Source organism: Maribacter sp. MS6, assembly GCF_056839185.1.
In genome coordinates this window covers 3,697,056-3,716,774 of record NZ_CM166389.1, presented here as the reverse complement: position 1 = coordinate 3,716,774, position 19,719 = coordinate 3,697,056, and the positions used below count along the sequence as shown (strand labels likewise).

Sequence of the window (19,719 nt, the reverse complement as noted above, 5' to 3'; positions counted from 1 at the left end):
TTTTTGTTTTTTGTTTTTATCTGTATAAAATAAGGGAGTATGATAATCATACTCCCTTAAGCTCCTTTTTCATAGACTTATTCAGGAGCGCCCAAATAAGGGAAGCTTGTAGAAATTGTTGCGGTCAATGCCACACCATCAGATGTTAATCTTGGTAAATCTGCCATACCGTCCATATCCGTATCTTGGCCACTAAAACGGGCACCGTCACCACCTCCAAATAAAAGTATCAAAGAGATATCTATAACATCATCTTGCGGAGTTCTACCCGTTAATCCAATTGCACCTTCATAGTTTGGAGCTCCAGAACCACCATTAAAATAGGTAGTTGGCAAATTTGGAGCAACCTCTAATACGTCAGATGCCAAAACGGTTGTCAGGACCGTGGCGGAAACAGGGTTATCCGTAAAGCCATCCTTATCTGGCCCGTTCAAAATATCCCCTAAAATATTCGGTTCAAAGTTTACTGCTGCTGGATCAGCACCCAATAGACCTGCATAAACATCGTGATATTGCTCTAAACGTGCTTCAAAAGCAGCTTGAAAACTAGCTCCCATCTCGGAGGGTATAGCCATATTATGCATATCCTTTGTAGCCCCATCGACACTCAGCACCGTATTGATTCCAGGTCTACCCATAAAATCAGCTTGTGCGTATGTACCAGAAAAGTCCGGTGGAGTTACCCCTGTCTCACAAGGAGTACAAGAACCTCCGCAATCAACTCCCGTTTCATCCCCGTTCATGACACCATCTGCACAGGTAGGATTATCCATTACCATTATTTGATCATCATCATCACTGCATGCAGCGAAAACCAACAGCGCGCATAGCGCTAACATATTTTTCATTGTAAATACTTTCATGTTTTCTAATTTTTATAAAGTTGTTATTGTTTTATGTTTGTCGTAATCCACGTCTTGTACACTGGAATTCCCAGGACATTTACAGCACTAGTTTCCCCTAAAAGACTATTTGGAATTTCGATTACGATAGACATCGTGTTGGAACCATCAAAGGTATCTACCGCGGTGGTATCGTCATCGGCAGTTGAACTAGGATCACCGGCAGGTTTAAAACCTTCTGGAGCCATTCCGCCTATGACAGCGTTAAACTGGAAGAAATCAAAATAAAAAGCATCTTGTCTTGGTCCTGCGAATAGAGAAACTCCATTTGCTGTAGTTTCAACAGTTGCAGTTGCTCCTGAAATAGCTACGGAACCCAAAGCTGCGTCTACCATTATAGTGCCATTTGTTCCAGTTGTACTTGGTGCAACCGGCCCAAAGAAATACATCCTACCGGCCCTTGGTATCGCTTGTATGACCAAATCTTCCACTAGGTCATCATCTGTGTCAATGTTTATTTCTGTAAGCACGTTTTCATCGAACGTACCGTAAGCTAAATCTGGCAAAACATTGGATTGTAAATCTACCGCAAATACCGTATTGTCGGAACCTAAAGAAGGCTCAAACGCATAAAAGTCAGCAATATCAGCGGTTGTGCCCATTGCGCCTGGTGCATCTATATGATCAGCAGCAACCAATATAGTAGCTACAATTGCAATAGCCCCTAGGCCCATAAATAATTTTGATTTTTTCATCATTTTAAAATTTTAGATTAGTACTCAGCCTTATTTACGAGGTAATGTAGAGGGGGTTCAGTTTTAAGTGTTAAATATATCTTAATGAAATATATCCTTGGAACCAGAGAGGTCCCTCTTCTTTTTTATGACTTTGCTTACTCAAGCTACTCTATATGATGAATTTAGAGTAATTTCGTCCTGTAATTAAAACTAGGCAAGCGCATGAATCCGTCGTCAAGCGGTTGGATATCGAAATTTGAATCGGTCATTGAGGAACATCAGGATAAGTATACAGACTTTTCTGCATTGTATTTCGATTTGAAACGAACTGGTTTTGTCTATGGAATAAATACGGAAGTACTCCCGTTTATACGATCGGAACATTCATTGTCCGAAGATGAAAAGGCCAAAATAAACCTAATCACAGCACTATATTACACCTATAGGTTAGAACGTAAGGCTAGTTTTCAGGCGTTTCTACAAGACCTTTTTGCCTTCTACGATACTTTAAGGATAGCGCATGTAAGCTTTTTAGGAAAATTATTAAGTGGTAATACCACAACTGCTAAGCTAGAGAAGCTTATTGATTCGCGTGTTTATTTAGAGGATAACGTTATAAGTAAAACCTTTAATAGTATCATTACCAACTCGCTGTTATTCATAGATAGTTTACTCTTTAAGCGCTACTTAAACAATTCGGTGGGTATAAAAAGTTATGCCTATAATCTGGAATACTTAGCCATCAACCTAACCTATCACGCATTAAATTCTAAAGAAAAAAACAAGAAGGACGTAAAACTAGCAGAACTTTTTGGCTCCAGTCTCTCGTTTATTAATCCAGACACACAATCCTTTGACGGCTCCTATAAAAAACTTCTATTAAAAGAAAGACCTAGCTGCGAAAATGCTTATTTATTAGACATGTCCTGCCTTGCTGTTTGGGAAGATCATTCTTTGGATTATAAGGAGTCGAAATTCATTTTTGGCATTGGAAAGGATATTGGGTTTACCAGACAAGCCATTGCTAAATCACTGGAAGATGTCACTGTTTTCTTTGAGAAAAACTCAAAAAAAATTCCCTTTCTAAAAGAGAATAATCTTGCCGTACAATTCTATGATAGTATGAGCAAAGTAGTGAACAAGCTTATCTTAAGGAACAGTAAAAGGCTCCAAAAAGAACTATCGGAAAGTGCAGAACTTGTGACGCTTTTGAGCAAATCTACATTACGAGATCTAACAAAAGAAGAAAAGAAAAAAGTACAAAATCAATTAATAGATATCTTTAAAAGTATCCCGTCCTTGGCTATTTTTATTCTTCCTGGTGGTGCTGTTTTACTACCGATTTTTATTAAATTAGTACCAAAGTTACTACCCTCTTCTTTTGACGAAAACAGGGTAGAAAAAAATAAGGAAAAGTAGTAAGTTATTCAACATAGATAAAATCTATTATTAACTTCAATTGCTTTTTAATCAGTGCTTTAATATATATTACTCCAACCAAAGCTTAAAATCTTTTACCCGTTCCCTACTTACAATAATTTCTTGCTCCTTTACATTGTTTAGCTTAATTTGCAGGCGTGAATTGGTATAGGAAATGATATCCTTTATATGATTAATGTTGACATAAAATTTGCGACTTACCCTAAAGAAAATCCTTGGTTCCAGTTCGTTCTCTAAATTCTCCAACGTAGTGTCCAACAAATAATTTCTCCCATCAGAAGTTGCCGCATAGGTGCCTTTGTTTTCACTATAAAAACATTCCACCTCATCGGCATTAATGATCTTGAGGTGCTGCCCTACCCTAGCCGTGAATCGTTTTTTAAATTCACGCTCTACCGGATTCACCAAGAGCTTTTTTATATCTTCAAAGTCGAGGGCCAATTTCGGAGATGGCGCATCGGGTTTAAAACGTGATTTGTATTTTTTAACCGCACTTTCCAAATCCTCATCGTCTATCGGTTTAAGCAAATAATCAATACTATTTAGCTTAAAGGCCTGCAGTGCATACTCATCAAATGCAGTTGTAAATATAATGGCACTGTGCACCTCAATTACATCAAAGATTTCAAATGAAAGTCCATCCGATAATTGAATATCAAGAAAAATAAGGTCTGGATGTTCGTTATTTTGAAACCAATCTATAGCTTCCTCAACAGAATGCAACATCGTAGATACTTCTACAGTTAAGTCGTTCAACATTCTATTTAAACGTCTTGCCGCCGGTTTTTCGTCTTCTATGATTATCGTCCTCATGTATTGGTTATTGGTCTTAGTTTTACTTGTATCTCGTGTATTCTTATTCTGTTTTAATCGCCACTTCGGTTCATGTACTTTCTAATAGTACGCTCCTCCCATTCTTGTTGGAACCTTGAAAAATTGCTTAACACCTTTACGCCATGAACAACAAGTACGATACCCCAGATAATGGTAGTGCCGAATACATCCCAATCTATCCACTCTAAGAAATCAGGATTCCCAAATGCATCCTCATTTAAGAGTATTAACGTAAATTTATTTCGTAACACGTAGAGTAAGATATTTATTATTACATAAATAGTTAGGTGGTTATAAAAGCCCCTTATGGAAGCCACCCTCAATTTAGCTTTTTCATATTTTGACAAAGTCGTAGTTTTCATTTGTTCTTTTATTAGTTGAGTGTCGATTTATCTAAATTTTTCGGCTTCCTCTCTATCCTTTTCAATATATTTTTTAATTTGCCGTTCTTCCCAATTTTTGCTGAAAAGTGGGCTAAAGTTATAGACTTTAGCTGCGTGGAACCCAAGACCAATTCCCCAGAAAATTGCTGTTGAGAAAGAAGCGAAACTAAAGAAGGCCTCTCCAAAACTTTCGCCTCCATTTACCCTGGCATAAACGGTTACCCCGGTTATAAATATGTTTACCATAATGAAAACCAAAAGATGAATATAAAAACCTTTGAGTTCATCTACGTGCTTTTTAGCACGAATCATTTTATCTGTTTGATTCATTTCCTTTAATTCCATTTTTCTTGCTTTTTATCTTCTTTCATGAATTCCTGAATCTTGCGTTCTTCCCAATTCTTACCCATAAACGGATTCAGGTTAAAAATTTTGATAGCCCTAAAAAACAAACTGATGCTTACTCCAAAAACGACCCATAAAAACCACGGATGTTCCCATTCATTGAGGTAATAATTAATACCGCCGGTAATCGCAATGGCAATTACACCAGAGCCTACCTTACCATAGAACTTTTTAAGTGTAGCCACGCGTTCTCGTGCCCTGAAATATTTATTATCCTGCTCTGTATTTTCCATTTTGTTACTGTTATACATTATGAGTTTTGCATGAACTCTTTTATTTTGCGTTCTTCCCAATCTTTTCCAAAGAAAGGATTATATCCAAATACGCCCAATCCGTGCATTAGAAGGCCAAAACCCCAACCTAGTGCCGGAAATAAAAACCATGCAAAAGATGTGGTGTTATAATTTATAAACGCCAGTATTGGGATAACGATAGCATACGCCGTTAAATTTCCATAAAACCCTTTTATAGCTTCTACTTTTTCTTTTGCTTTGAGATACTTGCTGTTTGTACTTACATCCTTATTTTCCATCTTTTTCGTTTTTAAGTTACTGTTTTATTCTTTTTGATATATCAAATCTCGGAATTAAAGCCTGTGAAGTAAAAAATGAAATACCCAATTGTAATTTATTAAGGCTGAGTTGTTGCTTAGGGCCACACACAACAATAAGATTGGTTCAAAAGTCTAGAAACTATCATCTTCCATGTATTCCTTTATCTTTCGTTCCTCCCAAGACCTACCGAAAAGAGGATTGTATCCAAATGCTTGCAACCCGTGACCAAGCAGGCCAAATCCCCATCCCAACGCCGGAAAAATAAACCAAGCAAAACTTGTAGTACGGTAATTAATATACATTAATATGGGTATTACGATAAGGTACGCGGTCAAGTTTCCATAAAATCCCTTTATAGCCTCTACACGTTCTTTGGCCTTCTCGTAGCGTTTGTCCTCTATATAGGATTCCTGTGATGCTACAACCGATGTTTTTTTGGAAAGCATAGGCAAATACACCTTAAAATGGGACGTAGTTTTCTCTATCGCCACTTCTCTATTGGTGAGGATATTATAGCGTTGCCGTATATTTTGTAGGCCAACACCCGTACTCTTTTTTACTACTTGTTTCTCTTGGAGATTATTACTGATTACCAGCATATCGTTCGCCTCTTCCACTTTAATAAGTAAGGGTTTTTTGGAAGTCACAATATTATGTTTTACGGCATTCTCCAACAATAACTGCAAGGATAACGGCACAATTTTAGCCTCGGGATTTGAGCAACTATCCGGAATATCCAGATGTATGCTGTCCTCAAACCGCATTTTTAATAATTTCATATAGGTTCTTGCGAATTGTAGCTCCTCATCCACTGTAACCAAATCCTTATTCTTTTGTTCCAAAACATACCGGTATACCTTAGATAAAGACGTAGTAAATTTTTGTGCCTGTGAAGGGTCTTCCTCAATAAGGCTGGTAAGCACATTTAAACTATTGAACAAAAAATGTGGATCCAACTGATTTTTAAGCGCATCGAATTTGGCAGATGCCGTACCTGCAATAATTTTCTGCTCCTTTACCTTAGTGTCTTGGAGTGCTTTATAAAAATAAAACGCATGTAAAATAGCAGATACTAAAACGGCAATCAACAGCACAAACACATAATTGGAAAAATTCTCGTCCTTTATAAATTCTATAAAACCTTTTCCATTCAATAATAGCTCCTGCAACATCCTAGCTACGCCATAAGCAATAGTAGTCAAGAGAATAGAACCTATAGCACCATACCATAATCGCTTTTGGGTCTGCTGTTCCCAATCGTATTTCCGAGTGAGATATTCGTTATAATAAATATTGGTCGCGGTAATGATAAAGGCATAAACAAAAGTAATCCCCACATCCACCAACTCATCCATCCAAACAATACCCCGGTTAAAAGCCATGATTATGTTCACAAGTGATATGCCTGCAGTGATGTACAGACTTACTTTGATCACCCTGCCAAAAAGTTTTTTATTACTGTTGTTTTCCACCTTAAATTATTTGCAACTTCTAATTGATTCATATTGTAGAAATCGCCCACTACTAGCGGGCAAGATCACTTTCTAAAACTTCACCTACTACTGGCCGCAATCTGCAAATACCTGTTCTGCCCTTTCCTTGCCCCAACTGGGATGAAAAGCCGATTCTGCCTTAAAGGTATCAAAAAGTTCCAAGGAACGTTCTACATCTTTACAATAGGGCGATGTGTCCTTTCCAAAGTACTTCGCAGACCCCATGTCCCATTCTGCCTTTGAAAAAACGACTCTGGGATTATCCGGCGCCATTTCCAATGCTTGCGCATAAATAGCAGCTACCTTGCCCGAAAGGGTCATTCCGTACGTAGCGCCATCAAAGGCGATCCAAGCCGTATGTGTCATGGCCTGCTGCACCAGTATCTCCGGATTATTAGGAGAAATCCGGTTTGCGGTGTCTATAAACTCCTGAGCTTTTTCTAGCGCTCGGGTCAATTTTTCTTTATCCTTTTCTCCAAACGAAGCAATGGTGTTGATAGAAGCAACATAATAATAAGGCAGCCAATTATCCATTTCTACATTTGCAATGCGTTCGAACATGTTTGCGGCATCAACCGTTTTTCCCTCGCCCCAGAGTTGAAATGCCTTTTGCATCCCTTTCTCATAGGCGTCCTGAGCAATTGTAGAAGCGGTTATTGCTACGAATAAAATGAGAATAATCTTTTGCATGGTTTTAGTATTTATGGGTTTCTGGATTCAAATTTCAGGTTAGGAAGCAGGAAATAGAAAAAAGATGCACCGAGTTGTAGATTTTAAAGACCGAATTGCGGTAATTTTGTACCGTGATTAAAAACCTACAGTTACGATTAAGCTTACCAGAGGAAGCCCAAGAAGGAAGCCTTAAAAAAAGAACTGCCCAATTTTTGGGTTTGGGCGACCAACCCTTCACTTTAAAAATACTTCGGAAATCTATTGACGCCAGAAAACCAGAAATCGTTTTCAACTATAAATTGGTGGTTTATATTGGGGAAGACGCTCCGAAAGAGAACTATTCTTTTGATTATAAAGACGTGTCCAAAGCGAAACCTGTTCATATTATCGGATTTGGGCCTGCGGGAATGTGGGCGGCACTTCGCTGTTTGGAACTGGGCTATAAGCCTATTGTTTTAGAACGAGGAAAAGATGTGAAGGAACGCAGACGCGACCTAAAAGCCATCAATCAGGACCATGTTGTTGGCGAAGATTCCAACTACTGTTTTGGCGAAGGTGGCGCAGGTACCTATTCGGACGGAAAACTATATACCCGAAGCTTAAAACGCGGCGACGTACGGCGTATATTCGAAAGCTTGGTACACCACGGGGCCACGGAACAGATTCTAATAGATGCACATCCACATATAGGCACGAACAAACTTCCTAAAATCGTTCAGAATATTAGAGAAACAATTATTGCACAGGGAGGAGAAGTGCATTTTAATACCAAAGTAACAGATTTCATTATTGAAAATAACCGGTTGAAATCCATCGTATTGGATGAGTCCAAGGAAATGGAAACACAGCGGGTTATTTTGGCCACAGGACACTCCGCTCGCGACATTTTTGAATTACTGCACAAAAAGGACATCGCCTTAAAAGCAAAATCATTTGCCATGGGTGTTCGGGTGGAACATCCACAATACATTATCGATTCCATTCAATACCATTGCGCAGGAGAACGTGATTCCTTACTCCCGGCAGCGGCCTATAGTCTAGTGGAGCAAGTGAAAGGACGCGGTGTGTATTCCTTTTGTATGTGTCCTGGCGGATTCATTGTTCCGGCCGCTACAGCTCCAGGGGAAGTGGTGGTCAACGGAATGTCGCCCTCCAAACGGAATAACCTATACGCCAATTCTGGTATTGTGGTAGAGATTAATGTGGATACAGATATTCCAAAATTTGAGAAATTTGAGGCATTAAAAGGGTTGGAATACCAAAAGAGCTTAGAACGCTTGGCCTTTACCTCTGGCGGAAGAACACAGACCGCTCCAGCTCAAAAAATGACTGATTTTGTAGAAGGGAAACTGTCCAACGACCTGAATTCAACAAGTTACCAGCCCGGTCTGAAATCCGCACCAATGCACTCGTTATTGCCAAAATTGATTGGCAGTAGGCTACGTCAAGGTTTTGCTGAATTTGGAAAAAAAATGCACGGCTATTATACGTCCGAAGCTAATATTATTGGTGTAGAATCACGTACTTCATCTCCCGTTACCATCCCCAGAAACGAGCAATTGGAACATCCGCAGATAAAAGGATTGTTTCCTTGTGGTGAGGGTGGTGGCTATGCTGGGGGTATTGTATCCGCTGCTATGGATGGCGAGCGTTGTGCAGAGGCCGCCATAGCTGGGTTATAGCATAGTTAGTTGTTCTTTACCCTATAGGTGATTCTTCTGTTTGTTATTACGGTACACCTGCTAACCGACAAGCTTGTAGTGGCAGTAATATTCAAAACAGGGTCACCGGACATGCCACCATATTCTACTACATAGCCTTGGGAAGCATAGGCGCCGCCTCCACCGTTATTGGGCAAATCGTTCCAAGCACCTATGGGTGCTCCACCGCGAATAACAGACGCTGCTGCAATATGCGCATAATCTTCACCACCTCCACCAACATTGTTGGGCTCACCACCGTTCCAGTTCGCAAACGTCAGTTCGGTTCCATTGGCCAAACCTTGCCAAAATTGTGTTCCGGCCTCAGGACCCGTAACCCAGCGCCATTCGCCTTCAACAGCTACATCTGTAGCACCTATCCAACCAAATCCACTGGCCTGTGCTCCCGAAAAATCGGCTTCCTCTTGTGTAGTCAGCGTTACCAAATAACCCTGTAATCCAAAATAGTTACGAGCAGCGGCGGCAGCCTCGGCATCGGTCCAGGAAATTCCTGGATCGGAGACAAATTCATAATAATGCTGGGTGGCAGGTAAAAAATTAGCCTCACCTACGGTTATGGAAAATTGTCTGCTTCCTGATGGATTCGCCGAACTACTAGAAAATTCCGTTGCCAAAATTGCCGTTTCAAACTCGGTATAGGTAGTAGGGCCTAAAAGTGTTAATTCGCCCTGAACAACATCCCAACTTGCGGTAATGTTTGGATGGCTTCCCGTTAGGGTTAAAAGGTCTTCACCATTTACATATCCGTTAGATATCTGTATATATACCGCTAAAGTACTTGTATCGTCCGGATCGGTAATGTTTATGGTCTGAGCTATAGGTGTCGACGACCCCACACAATAGTTTTGATTGCCAGTTGCAGTTAGTACAGGAGGTTGGTTTGTAACAATGGGTATCCCTGTGACCAACACATCATCTATGGTATAGGTTTCATTTCCGGCTGTATTGTGAAACCGAGCCCTTATTGTAAGTGTTGCTCCCGTAAGTCCCGTTATTGTATAGGATGGGGCTACCGGTTGTGATGTAGAACCGGACAAGTTAAAAACTGGAACCCATGAGCCTCCGTCCAAGCGATAGTCCAAGGTAAAATTATCCTCTCCTCCTCCAGAATTTTCGAATTGATTCGCATTAAAGGCCGCTGTATTTATACTAAACTCAACACTTGTGTAATTCAGAATATCAATGGCATTGGTCTGCCAAATAAGAGGTGAGGCTAAAGAGGACGAGGCTGAATTCCTGGTATTATTGGCACGAATTAATCCTGCGCTTACCGCGGCACCATTCTGAGAGGTCCAAGCTGCCGATGAAGTTCCTGTACCCATTCCACTGATTGTTCCATCTGTATAGGTCGAAAAATCCTCGCTCCATATGGTTGTTTGCCCTGTTGCAATTACAACAGAAAACAGCAAACCTAGTATTAGGGTAAGTCTTTTCATAATTATGGTACTATGATAGCAATTTGACTTTTTCATTTATTTAGTAACTAAACCCAGCTGGCATAAGCTGTGTAAATCACGGTTATAGGTTCAAATAAAAGTTGTTTTGGTCTGGGTCGATTCAATAAAGACTCAACGTGATTACATTTAAAATAAACAACATAACGGGTATACGCTTTTGGCTTATGAATTCGCGCATCCCCTGTTATCTAAGTAAAAGTACAGATGATACACTACTTTTCTGAATAATTGTTGTGTATGTGCCTTTATTCAAGGTCAACTAAGGCTATGTAATGGTTTGACTTACAATACGTTTAGTGGTTGGCCTTAAATTGTTTTGTTGCAAGTCGCTATAATAGCCGTAACTTTGCAACTTATTTGAAATTATGACATTTAAAGAACTCGGCCTGGCCGAACCTATTCTTAAAGCCCTACAAACCGAAGGCTATACACACCCCACCCCTATACAAGAACAAGCAATTCCCATTTTACTGAAAGGAAAAGATCTTTTGGGTGTGGCACAAACTGGAACCGGGAAAACAGCCGCATTCGGGATTCCTATTCTACATCACTTATACGAGCGCATTAGTCTAAGTCAGAATAAACGAAAAGTGAAGGCCTTAGTAGTTACTCCTACACGGGAACTTGCAATACAAATAGGCGAGAGCTTTACCGCTTATGGAAGACATACCGGTCTAAAGAACACCGTAATATTCGGAGGCGTAAAACAAGGAAAACAAGTAAATGCACTGCGCGCAGGAGTGGATATCATCATAGCAACTCCTGGCCGACTCCTAGACCTTATGAACCAAGGATTCATAACATTTAGAGACTTAGAATTTGTGGTATTAGATGAAGCAGACCAAATGTTGGACATGGGCTTTATCCACGATATTAAGAAAATAATTGCCAAGTTGCCGCCTAAACGACAATCGCTCTTCTTTTCGGCCACCATGCCAAAAAGTATTGTTGAACTATCCAGAAAGATGCTAGGTGATTTTGAGCGGGTTACCATTAAACCCGAACAAGCAACGGCGGAAAAAGTGGAACAGGGTGTTTACTTTGTGAGCAAACCAAATAAACCAAAACTATTGGTGCATTTGTTGGAACAACGCCCTAGCGATTCGGTATTGGTATTTTCAAGAACCAAGCACGGTGCCAATAAAATAGTTAAAAAACTGGACCAAGCCGGGATACGTTCGGCTGCCATACACGGTAATAAATCGCAAGCAGCGAGACAAAAAGCGTTGGGAGCTTTTAAAGATGGAAAATTGAAAGTTTTGGTCGCGACAGATATCGCCGCTCGTGGCATCGATGTGGAAGAACTTTCTTTGGTAGTTAATTATGACTTACCCAATGTTTCGGAAACATATGTTCACCGTATTGGCAGAACAGGACGGGCCAGTGCCAGCGGTACTGCCCTTTCTTTTTGTGATAGAGAGGAACGCCCCTACTTAAGGGATATTGAAAAATTAATAAAACAGGAAGTGCCGCGTATGCCAGAGCATCAATTTGTAGATGATAGTGAGGACCGGCAGCAAACAGAACCTCAAAGGAGACCACAGCAACGTAGCAGCAGACCTAATTCCAATAGAAGCCGTAACAACTCCGGTAATTCCAATTTTAGGGGGAAAAATAACAGGAATAACAACAGGGGTAGAAATAGCAGCAGTCAATCCTCTAGATCAGAGTAAAAAGAGCGAAATTCCCATTCAACCTAAATGGTACGTAAACGACTCATAAGGAAATCTTTATAAGTTTTGCTTAACGGTATGGACTTTCGTCTTATCTCTAAATGGTCGTCTGCAACAATATCTAATTTAGAAATATTTACCATATAGCTGCGGTGTACCCGCATAAATTGTGAATGCGGCAACTTATCCGCTACAACTTTTAAACTACTAGAAAGAGTATGTTCTGCATTTTGGCTCACTATTATACAGTAATTACGGTCTGCCTCCAAATACAAGATATCATCTAACAAGAGCTTTATCATCTTGCCTCTATGCCGTATAAAGATACGATCTTCAAGCAGTTCAAATTCGGGAGTTTCAACCACTTTTTCATCTTGTTCAATGGTTTGAGCCACTAGCTCCAAGGTGCGCTGTAAATTCAACTTGTTAAAAGGTTTGGTAATGAATGCCTTAGGACGGGTTTGCTTAGCTAACTCAAATGTAGCGGTATCACTATTGGCCGTTAGGTATATGATAGGGATATCGGCATGTTTTTGTATCTCCTTAGCGGTATCTATGCCACTTAAATTCCCCTTTAAATTTATATCCAATAGTAAAATATGAGGTGGGTTTTCACGCACGTGCACCACGGCTTCTTCTCCCCTAGGCACTAATCCGGTTATCTCATAACCAAGATTCGTAAGCAATAGCGATACATTGGCACCAATAATCATATCGTCCTCTACTATCAGTACCCGTATTTTGTTCTCTTCCATTATGCCGCTTTTGAAGCTTTAAACGCAATAAACACTGAAGTTCCTTGCGTTGTTAGTAATTCCATTTTCCCGTCCAACTGTTTGACCAACAATGCAACCAATTTCGTTCCAAATCCAGTTCCTACGGCTTCTTTTGACAATTGCATTCCTACACCGTTATCTGTTACTTCCAAGATAATTAAGTCCTCCTTTTCTTTTAAAGATAATCGGATTTTTCCTTTTCTATCATCTGGAAATGCATATTTCAAAGAATTTGTAATCAACTCGTTAACTATTAAGCCAATAGGAATGGCCATATCAACATCCAGTTCAAATTTCTGCATGTCCAAAGCCATGGCTACATGGCTGTCTTTTCCAAAGGAATTAATTATATAATCCGATAAATTAGAAAAATAGTCCTTCATTTCAATCGTAGCCATATTTTCGCCCAAATACAGCTTTTGATGTATCATTCCCATACTGTGAACCCGCTGCTGGCTTTGTTCCATGGCGTTTAAAACATTAGGATCGTTAATTTGGGCTGATTGTAATGAGAGTAGGCTAGAAACTATTTCTAGATTGTTCTTTACCCGATGGTGAATTTCCTTAAGCAAAAACTCCTTTTCAGTATTTTGCTTCTGAAGCAGCTTATTCTTTTTACTATTATTAGAAATAGCTTTATAGGCAAGTAACAGTAGTAATACTAGAAGTATAGTAATAATAAGACCAAATTTTTGACGTGTTTCCTGTTTTTTAATGAGGCTTTCTTGCACCATAATGGTACTCTCTTTCTGTGCTACGTCAAACTCTGTCCGCAATTCGGAAATACGATGATCTGCCTCTGCCGTAAACACTTCCGCGTTTAATGTATCATATTCCAAAAACGCTTCGTACGCTTTTTTAAATTGGTTAATTCCTGCATAGGCCATTCCCAATTCCTTGTACGCCAGACTTAAATAATAGGCATCCCCAAAATCATCGGTCGCTACGTTAATACATCGTTCAAGCGCTTTAACCGCTTCTTTGTAATTATTTTTTGCGTTATGCATCCTGCCAACCGACAACCAAGATCGCATTATCATAAAATTGTTTTCCAGTAATTCGGCATATTTTACGGCATTTTGGCCTGCTTCCTCCGCATTATCGAATTCACCTAAAAAAGAATATAGGTCTACTAATGAAATATAAACATCACTCAAATTATTGTAAAAGCCGTAGCGTTCACCGACCTCAATTGATTTTTTATAGTAATCTAGTGCGTTTTCGTACTTTTTTAATGCCAAGTAGTTGTTGCCGGTAATATACAACGTGAAACCATAATCCAGATCGGTTATGCCCCAAGTATTAAAAAATGCTAAGGACCTAAGCGCATACTCCAAGCCCGATTTATACTTGGATTGTTTCCAGAATAAATTGCTTAAATCACTATATGCCATAGCTTTGGCCTTAACATCGTTAAGCTTGTCACCCAAAGCAAGTGATGACATCGCATAATCCGCTGCCTTGTCCAATTGGCCCCTACGCTCGTAAACGTATCCTAATTGTGTATTTAAAAAGGGTAAATCAGATTGTAAAACCTTAGTTTTTGCCAGTTGAAGTACAGTCTGGGCACTATCTAGTTTTTCCATCCGCAAAAGAATGGCCCCTTGAGTCATTTGAAATCTACCTTCCCACAGGACATTCTCTTTTAGCTTGGTTAATTGGAGTCCTTTTCTAGTAAAGTCGAGAGCGGTATTCAGATTTCTAGTATGCCAATAATAGGCAAGGTCATTTAGAATTGAAAACTGTATGGAATCGTTTTTAACAGTTTCAAAACCTTGTTCTAGGTATTCCAAATAAGAATCCCCGAAATTGTCTGTTTCTACAAAAACCTTATAATAAGAGTGTACCCTATTATTATCGATAAGCTGTCCGTAGCTAATCGAATAGCTAAAACAAGACAAAAGTCCTAAAAATATAAGCTTTAGAGGGAAATCAACCATTTTTAGAATTAAGGCTCAACGGAGGAAATGAGTTTTTTTAAATATACAGTATTTCGTATCAAAAAACCTAATGGTTTACAACAACTATTCTTTTGTTTTTTAAGCCTTAATACACCCGTATTTCTAAATAATTTAAGTAATCATAGGGAATAAAAATGTATTATCTATTCACTTTGGCTGCATATGTTGAAAAGAATAATTAATTTGTAGGGATGAAGAAACAATTATTGGTTTACGGCAGTGGAAGACACACGGTGCCCTTTCTAAAATATATGGCGGAAGCCACTGGAAAATCAAGACCAAACATCTGTTTTATTCCTACCGCGAGTGGAGATGACAAAGATTATTGCATACGATTTTACGAAGTATGCAAGCACATTAACGTAATACCCCACATACTGGAGGTATGGGTAAACTCCTATGAACATCAAGAAACGTTTTCTGAGCAAATATCCCGCATGGATGCTGTTGTAGTAGGTGGCGGCAATACCTTAAATATGCTCGCCATTTGGAAAGCGCAGGGCATAGATATTGCCCTTAAAAAGGCCTATGATAATGGAACTATAATGGGTGGCGGCAGTGCAGGATCTTTATGCTGGTTCAATGGCGGTACAACAGATTCACGACCGGCACATCTAAGCATTGTATCAGGAATGGGTTTCATAGATAAAAGTCATTGTCCACACTACAATTCGGAACCTACCAGACGTCCGCTCTATCATGAGAACATCCTACTAGAAAAACTCTCGGACGGATATGCCTGTGATGATAGATCTGCTATCCACTTTATAAACGGAGCTGTGCATACTTCCGTCTCATTGGATAATGAAAATCATTCCTATCACGTTTATAAAAAAGAGGGTAAAATAATGGAAGATCCACTAAGCGCAGAGATTCTTAAATAATAATCGAACGCAGTAAGAGATTCTTTGGGCGTAATGCGCTAGCCAAAACAAAATCAAAATTTCCTAAAAATATTGACAAAAAGAGTATTTAAATTTCAACGATTTATCGCATTTCATCAGCTCATACTTCCCTAGAACTCCAAACAAAATAAGAAGTCCCTTAGTCTTCTTAATAAATACATAAGTAAAACCCTACAGTGCCTACAAAATAACCTTCACAATGCCATGTTTTTAAATAATGGAATTATGCGTTTTAGATCAATAAAAAGAATCGTTCGGACAATAAAATGAACCGTTCGTACTACTTCATCGAATTCTAACGTTTTAATCGATTACTTTAAAACAAAAACCAGTTGTTCTTAAAAGAGTTGAAAACCATCAAAAATCAAGACAGTAAGAAATTTATTATAAAATATAGGTAGGTCGTCACGTTCGGGGGAATACGTGCCAATGAAACCAAGGTTGATATTTTAGTGTTTTCATTTACAAACCAATACTCATTGTCATGGATGGCCTGCCTAATTATTTAAACAGTTATAAAGCTCTTGATGTTTTTCGGACCTTTTGCTTTAGACGTATTAGCAGAAAAGGCTCCAACATATAAGCTTGCAATGTGTTAATATTATTCAAGAATCAGTGAATGAGTTACTCATTCGGCCTAGCCTAATCCAGTAAACAAAATACATGAAACCGTCCAAACGTTCCATAGCATTTGAAACATCTGGTTATTTCTTCATTACCTTATTTTTACTTGCTTTAGCTGGGTTTTGGCCTTCGTATTTTAGTAAATTCTTGGACGGTACGGCGGACTTTAGTTTTTACTTCCACTTTCATGCTTTTTTCGCAGTACTATGGATTTTGATGCTTATTGTCCAACCGATACTCATTAGGCAGAAGAAATTTGTCTTGCATCGAAAAATAGGAAGGTTGTCCTATCTATTGGTCCCCCTAATTTTTATCTCTATTATCCTTTTGGCACATAACACACGTCAAGGTCCAATTGAGAATGTGGGTCTTGAACTGTGGATACCTATGAAAGACCTGTTAATTTTTGCTATGGGTTATGGCATCGCTATCAAATACCGCCATAGATTGGCCATGCATGCACGTGGAATGATTGTAGCAGGGATTGTACTCATAGAGCCTGCTCTTGTAAGACTTGTGTTATATGTTTTCTTTCCGGATTCTGGTTTTGACCCCACCGGTTATTTGGTTACCCTTAGCATAGTCTATCTCATTCTGATAGGACTGATTGTTGCCGAACGTAAACAAAAAGTAGGTAGATGGATCTTCCCATTGACACTTGTACTTTATCTCATTGTGCATTCCGTGTTGGTATTTGAAATCGAAATTGGATTCTGGCAAGCCTTTGCAGAATGGTTTAAAGCATTGCCCTTAACATAAGACTCGGATAATTTGGCAGTTAACTTTAATTCAATAGAGAATCGATGAAATAAATACCAACAACAAACAAAATGAGTATAATAGTACGCGTTGTGCTATTTAACAAAAAATCTAAAAGGACATGGGCCCTGGTTATTTTCTAAATCCTTTCAAATTATTGACTAAATTCAGAGATGAATTAGCGCGGCAACTACCAAGATTATAATTAAATCCTAAGCCAATTAGAATTAAACACATGAAAAGAATTACACTACTAGTATTGCTAATCCTGTTCTTCTCAATGAGCTGCAAGGACACCCAAAAAGCTAAAACCACAATTACTGAAAAAAGTAGTTATTTTGATTATTCCGCTAGCGTTGATCAAAAAACAGGTGGTATAAAAATGATACCGATTGAAACCCCTAAAGGAACCTTTAACGTATGGACAAAACGTATGGGCAACAATCCAAAAATGAAGGTACTACTGCTTCATGGCGGTCCTGGAGGCACGCACGAGTTTTTTGAAAATTTTGACGGTTACCTCCCTAATGAAGAAATAGAATACATCTATTACGATCAATTGGATTCGTATTACAGTGATAAACCGAACGATTCTACGCTTTGGACTACCGAACACTTTGTGGAGGAAGTAGAACAAGTTCGAAAGGCGCTAAACCTTAACAAAGATAATTTTTACCTGCTAGGACAATCTTGGGGCGGAATCTTAGCGATGGAATATGCGCTAAAATATCAGGATAATTTAAAGGGTCTCATTATTTCAAATATGATGGCAAGTATTCCCGAATACGAAAAATATGCTGCGGAAGTTTTGGGCCCGCAATTACCACCGGAAGTTTATAAAGAAATCAAAGCTATGGAGGTCGCTGAAGATTTTAACAACCCACGTTATGCAGAACTGGTCACACAGCATTATTACCCCAAACACGTCTTGCATAAGCCCTTGGAGGAGTGGCCAGAATTCCTCAATCGCGCCTTCTCACATCTCAATCCTGCTATTTACATCTATATGCAAGGCTATAGTGAATTTGGAGTTACCGGTGATGCCAGTTTAAAAGGATGGGACGTTTCTGGTCGATTAAGCGAATTGAAAATACCCACCTTAATGATTGGTGGTACGTACGACACTATGGATCCGAAATACATGGAATGGATGAGTACAGAAGTTCAAAACGGACGAAGTTTAACTACCGAGTCAGGACATATATCCCAATATGATGACCCCGATGCCTATTTCTCTGGATTGATAAAATTTATAAAAGACGTAAATAACGGTAACTTTTAAGCACCTATAATTTAAATGAAAAAAGCCTTTCTTATTTCAATGGCAGTGATGCTTACCCAATGCGTCTTTGCCCAAAAACCACGTGCCAGAGATCTGGGCGTTCCTTTTTATGGAAAAACAGGAGCATTGAATACTATTACCGATGTAGCAGGAGTTGAGGTAGGCTATAGCACCATTATTTCGGGCAAAGGCGATAATATCGTAGGCAAAGGACCGGTTAGAACAGGAGTTACGGCTATATTCCCGAGAGGAAAAGCTAAAAAAATGAGCCCGGTATATGCCAATTGGTACAGCCTTAACGGCAATGGCGAAATGACCGGTACCACATGGGTTACGGAATCAGGTTTTTTGGAAACTCCTATCATGATTACGAATACCAACAGTGTGGGTGTGGTCCGTGATGCCGTATTAAAATGGTATGTAGAGACCGACTGGTACCAGGGAGAAGATTGGTGGTACACTTATCCCGTAGTAGCAGAAACCTATGATGGCTTTTTAAATGACATTTACGGATTTCACGTGCAAGAAAAACATGTACGGGAAGCGATTAGTAATGCATCTAGCGGAAAAATAGCCGAAGGGAATGTTGGTGGTGGTACGGGCATGATGTGTCTAGGATTCAAAGGAGGTACGGGAACCTCGTCTCGAATTGTTAATATTAATGATTCCACCTATACTGTTGGCGCCATCGTACAGTCTAATTTTGGATCAAAAAAGAACCTCACCATAGCTGGGGTTCCCGTTGGGATGGAACTAAAAGACACCTTAAACCATGTGTTCAATGCACCCCCACAATCTAGAAGAAAGGAAGGAGACGGTTCTATTATCGTCATTGTTGCTACGGATGCCCCATTACTACCACATCAATTAAAAAGAATCGCTCAACGTATTCCTTTGGGAATCGGTATTGTTGGTGGCAGGGGAAGCAATGGTTCCGGAGATATCTTCTTGGCATTTTCAACCGCCAACGAGGGTGCCTTTAATAGAGACAAAATCTCTGTTGTGGAAACCTTCCCCAATGATAGGATAACCCCTTTTTTTGAAGCAACGGTGCAAGCCGTGGAAGAAGCCATTATTAATGCCATGGTTGCCGCGGAAACTATGGAAGGTATCAATGGAAATAAGGCCTATGCCCTGCCCCATGACCTCTTATTAGAAGTGTTGAAAAAGTACAATCGTCTTGAAACGTTTAAATAATATA

At 39.4% G+C, this 19,719-nt stretch carries 19 protein-coding genes; 7 read left to right on the top strand and 12 right to left on the bottom strand.

Translation table 11 applies throughout. The features are described 5' to 3' along the window. Positions 1–77: 77 nt before the first annotated feature. The gene (locus MS6x_RS16245; protein ID WP_482603504.1) at positions 78–863 is read right to left on the bottom strand and encodes a DUF4331 family protein; all 786 of its coding nucleotides are present in this window, start codon (positions 861–863) and stop codon (positions 78–80) included. A gap of 23 nt (positions 864–886) precedes the next feature. Then, a complete protein-coding gene (locus tag MS6x_RS16240) occupies positions 887–1,597 on the bottom strand; it encodes a DUF4331 family protein (protein ID WP_482607184.1) in 711 nt (236 codons plus the stop codon). Positions 1,598–1,801: 204 nt separating this feature from the next. Here MS6x_RS16240 and MS6x_RS16235 point away from each other — a divergent pair, with 204 nt between their 5' ends. Further along, the gene (locus tag MS6x_RS16235) at positions 1,802–2,998 is read left to right on the top strand and encodes an LETM1-related biofilm-associated protein (RefSeq protein WP_482603503.1); all 1,197 of its coding nucleotides are present in this window, start codon (positions 1,802–1,804) and stop codon (positions 2,996–2,998) included. A gap of 69 nt (positions 2,999–3,067) precedes the next feature. On the opposite strand, the gene MS6x_RS16230 is transcribed toward MS6x_RS16235, so the two are convergent. The 7 genes from MS6x_RS16230 to MS6x_RS16200 all read right to left on the bottom strand — a co-directional run bounded on the left by MS6x_RS16230 (position 3,068) and on the right by MS6x_RS16200 (position 7,378). Next, positions 3,068–3,832 (bottom strand): LytR/AlgR family response regulator transcription factor, encoded by a 765-nt coding sequence (locus tag MS6x_RS16230; RefSeq protein WP_482603501.1) that lies wholly within the window; start codon positions 3,830–3,832, stop codon positions 3,068–3,070. Between the two features lie 53 nt (positions 3,833–3,885). Further along, complete coding sequence (locus tag MS6x_RS16225) at positions 3,886–4,215, bottom strand: 2TM domain-containing protein (protein WP_482603500.1); 330 nt, start codon at positions 4,213–4,215, stop codon at positions 3,886–3,888. Between the two features lie 27 nt (positions 4,216–4,242). Then, positions 4,243–4,581, bottom strand: a complete 339-nt coding sequence (locus MS6x_RS16220) for a 2TM domain-containing protein (protein ID WP_482603498.1) — start codon at positions 4,579–4,581, stop codon at positions 4,243–4,245. Then, a complete protein-coding gene (locus MS6x_RS16215; RefSeq protein WP_482603496.1) occupies positions 4,572–4,874 on the bottom strand; it encodes a 2TM domain-containing protein in 303 nt (100 codons plus the stop codon). Before MS6x_RS16215 ends, MS6x_RS16220 begins: the two co-directional genes overlap by 10 nt. Before the next feature lie 17 nt (positions 4,875–4,891). Then, positions 4,892–5,173: a 2TM domain-containing protein gene (locus tag MS6x_RS16210; protein WP_482603495.1), complete on the bottom strand. Its 282-nt coding sequence runs from the start codon at positions 5,171–5,173 to the stop codon at positions 4,892–4,894. Positions 5,174–5,326: 153 nt separating this feature from the next. Beyond that, positions 5,327–6,667 carry a 2TM domain-containing protein gene (locus MS6x_RS16205; protein ID WP_482603493.1) on the bottom strand — a complete coding sequence of 447 codons (1,341 nt, stop codon included), beginning with the start codon at positions 6,665–6,667 and terminating at the stop codon, positions 5,327–5,329. An 87-nt stretch (positions 6,668–6,754) separates the two neighbouring features. After that, on the bottom strand, positions 6,755–7,378 hold the full coding sequence (locus tag MS6x_RS16200) for a hypothetical protein (protein WP_482603491.1): 624 nt from the start codon (positions 7,376–7,378) through the stop codon (positions 6,755–6,757). A gap of 113 nt (positions 7,379–7,491) precedes the next feature. Here MS6x_RS16200 and MS6x_RS16195 point away from each other — a divergent pair, with 113 nt between their 5' ends. Then, positions 7,492–9,042, top strand: a complete 1,551-nt coding sequence (locus MS6x_RS16195) for an NAD(P)/FAD-dependent oxidoreductase (RefSeq protein ID WP_482603490.1) — start codon at positions 7,492–7,494, stop codon at positions 9,040–9,042. A 5-nt stretch (positions 9,043–9,047) separates the two neighbouring features. On the opposite strand, the gene MS6x_RS16190 is transcribed toward MS6x_RS16195, so the two are convergent. Further along, positions 9,048–10,517 carry a C-type lectin domain-containing protein gene (locus MS6x_RS16190; protein WP_482603488.1) on the bottom strand — a complete coding sequence of 490 codons (1,470 nt, stop codon included), beginning with the start codon at positions 10,515–10,517 and terminating at the stop codon, positions 9,048–9,050. A 386-nt stretch (positions 10,518–10,903) separates the two neighbouring features. Here MS6x_RS16190 and MS6x_RS16185 point away from each other — a divergent pair, with 386 nt between their 5' ends. Continuing rightward, the gene (locus MS6x_RS16185) at positions 10,904–12,211 is read left to right on the top strand and encodes a DEAD/DEAH box helicase (protein ID WP_482603486.1); all 1,308 of its coding nucleotides are present in this window, start codon (positions 10,904–10,906) and stop codon (positions 12,209–12,211) included. Positions 12,212–12,234: 23 nt separating this feature from the next. Here the strand turns inward: MS6x_RS16185 and MS6x_RS16180 are convergent, their stop codons facing one another. Together MS6x_RS16180 and MS6x_RS16175 are read right to left on the bottom strand one after the other, a co-directional pair. Then, positions 12,235–12,966, bottom strand: coding sequence for a LytR/AlgR family response regulator transcription factor (locus MS6x_RS16180; RefSeq protein WP_482603485.1), 732 nt, complete (start codon positions 12,964–12,966; stop codon positions 12,235–12,237). Continuing rightward, positions 12,966–14,927 (bottom strand): sensor histidine kinase, encoded by a 1,962-nt coding sequence (locus MS6x_RS16175; protein WP_482603484.1) that lies wholly within the window; start codon positions 14,925–14,927, stop codon positions 12,966–12,968. The genes MS6x_RS16180 and MS6x_RS16175 overlap by 1 nt, the downstream gene beginning before the upstream one ends. 212 nt (positions 14,928–15,139) lie before the next feature. Between MS6x_RS16175 and MS6x_RS16170 the strand changes: the two genes are divergently transcribed. From MS6x_RS16170 to MS6x_RS16155, 4 genes are all read left to right on the top strand, one after another. Then, on the top strand, positions 15,140–15,832 hold the full coding sequence (locus MS6x_RS16170) for a Type 1 glutamine amidotransferase-like domain-containing protein (RefSeq protein ID WP_482603483.1): 693 nt from the start codon (positions 15,140–15,142) through the stop codon (positions 15,830–15,832). 684 nt (positions 15,833–16,516) lie between these two features. Continuing rightward, the gene (locus MS6x_RS16165; protein WP_482603482.1) at positions 16,517–17,236 is read left to right on the top strand and encodes a hypothetical protein; all 720 of its coding nucleotides are present in this window, start codon (positions 16,517–16,519) and stop codon (positions 17,234–17,236) included. A 235-nt stretch (positions 17,237–17,471) separates the two neighbouring features. Further along, a complete protein-coding gene (locus MS6x_RS16160) occupies positions 17,472–18,518 on the top strand; it encodes a proline iminopeptidase-family hydrolase (protein ID WP_482603481.1) in 1,047 nt (348 codons plus the stop codon). Positions 18,519–18,533: 15 nt separating this feature from the next. Then, the gene (locus tag MS6x_RS16155) at positions 18,534–19,715 is read left to right on the top strand and encodes a DmpA family aminopeptidase (protein ID WP_482603480.1); all 1,182 of its coding nucleotides are present in this window, start codon (positions 18,534–18,536) and stop codon (positions 19,713–19,715) included. Positions 19,716–19,719 lie beyond the last annotated feature (4 nt).

Coding starts and splice junctions, on each gene's coding strand:
- MS6x_RS16160 (WP_482603481.1), top strand. CDS start 17,472: ATGAAAAGAATTACACTACTAGTATTGCTAATCCTGTTCTTCTCAATG.
- MS6x_RS16230 (WP_482603501.1), bottom strand. CDS start 3,832: ATGAGGACGATAATCATAGAAGACGAAAAACCGGCGGCAAGACGTTTA.
- MS6x_RS16235 (WP_482603503.1), top strand. CDS start 1,802: ATGAATCCGTCGTCAAGCGGTTGGATATCGAAATTTGAATCGGTCATT.
- MS6x_RS16155 (WP_482603480.1), top strand. CDS start 18,534: ATGAAAAAAGCCTTTCTTATTTCAATGGCAGTGATGCTTACCCAATGC.
- MS6x_RS16220 (WP_482603498.1), bottom strand. CDS start 4,581: ATGGAATTAAAGGAAATGAATCAAACAGATAAAATGATTCGTGCTAAA.
- MS6x_RS16170 (WP_482603483.1), top strand. CDS start 15,140: ATGAAGAAACAATTATTGGTTTACGGCAGTGGAAGACACACGGTGCCC.
- MS6x_RS16245 (WP_482603504.1), bottom strand. CDS start 863: ATGAAAGTATTTACAATGAAAAATATGTTAGCGCTATGCGCGCTGTTG.
- MS6x_RS16190 (WP_482603488.1), bottom strand. CDS start 10,517: ATGAAAAGACTTACCCTAATACTAGGTTTGCTGTTTTCTGTTGTAATT.
- MS6x_RS16225 (WP_482603500.1), bottom strand. CDS start 4,215: ATGAAAACTACGACTTTGTCAAAATATGAAAAAGCTAAATTGAGGGTG.
- MS6x_RS16210 (WP_482603495.1), bottom strand. CDS start 5,173: ATGGAAAATAAGGATGTAAGTACAAACAGCAAGTATCTCAAAGCAAAA.
- MS6x_RS16185 (WP_482603486.1), top strand. CDS start 10,904: ATGACATTTAAAGAACTCGGCCTGGCCGAACCTATTCTTAAAGCCCTA.
- MS6x_RS16215 (WP_482603496.1), bottom strand. CDS start 4,874: ATGGAAAATACAGAGCAGGATAATAAATATTTCAGGGCACGAGAACGC.
- MS6x_RS16175 (WP_482603484.1), bottom strand. CDS start 14,927: ATGGTTGATTTCCCTCTAAAGCTTATATTTTTAGGACTTTTGTCTTGT.
- MS6x_RS16200 (WP_482603491.1), bottom strand. CDS start 7,378: ATGCAAAAGATTATTCTCATTTTATTCGTAGCAATAACCGCTTCTACA.
- MS6x_RS16180 (WP_482603485.1), bottom strand. CDS start 12,966: ATGGAAGAGAACAAAATACGGGTACTGATAGTAGAGGACGATATGATT.
- MS6x_RS16240 (WP_482607184.1), bottom strand. CDS start 1,597: ATGAAAAAATCAAAATTATTTATGGGCCTAGGGGCTATTGCAATTGTA.
- MS6x_RS16165 (WP_482603482.1), top strand. CDS start 16,517: ATGAAACCGTCCAAACGTTCCATAGCATTTGAAACATCTGGTTATTTC.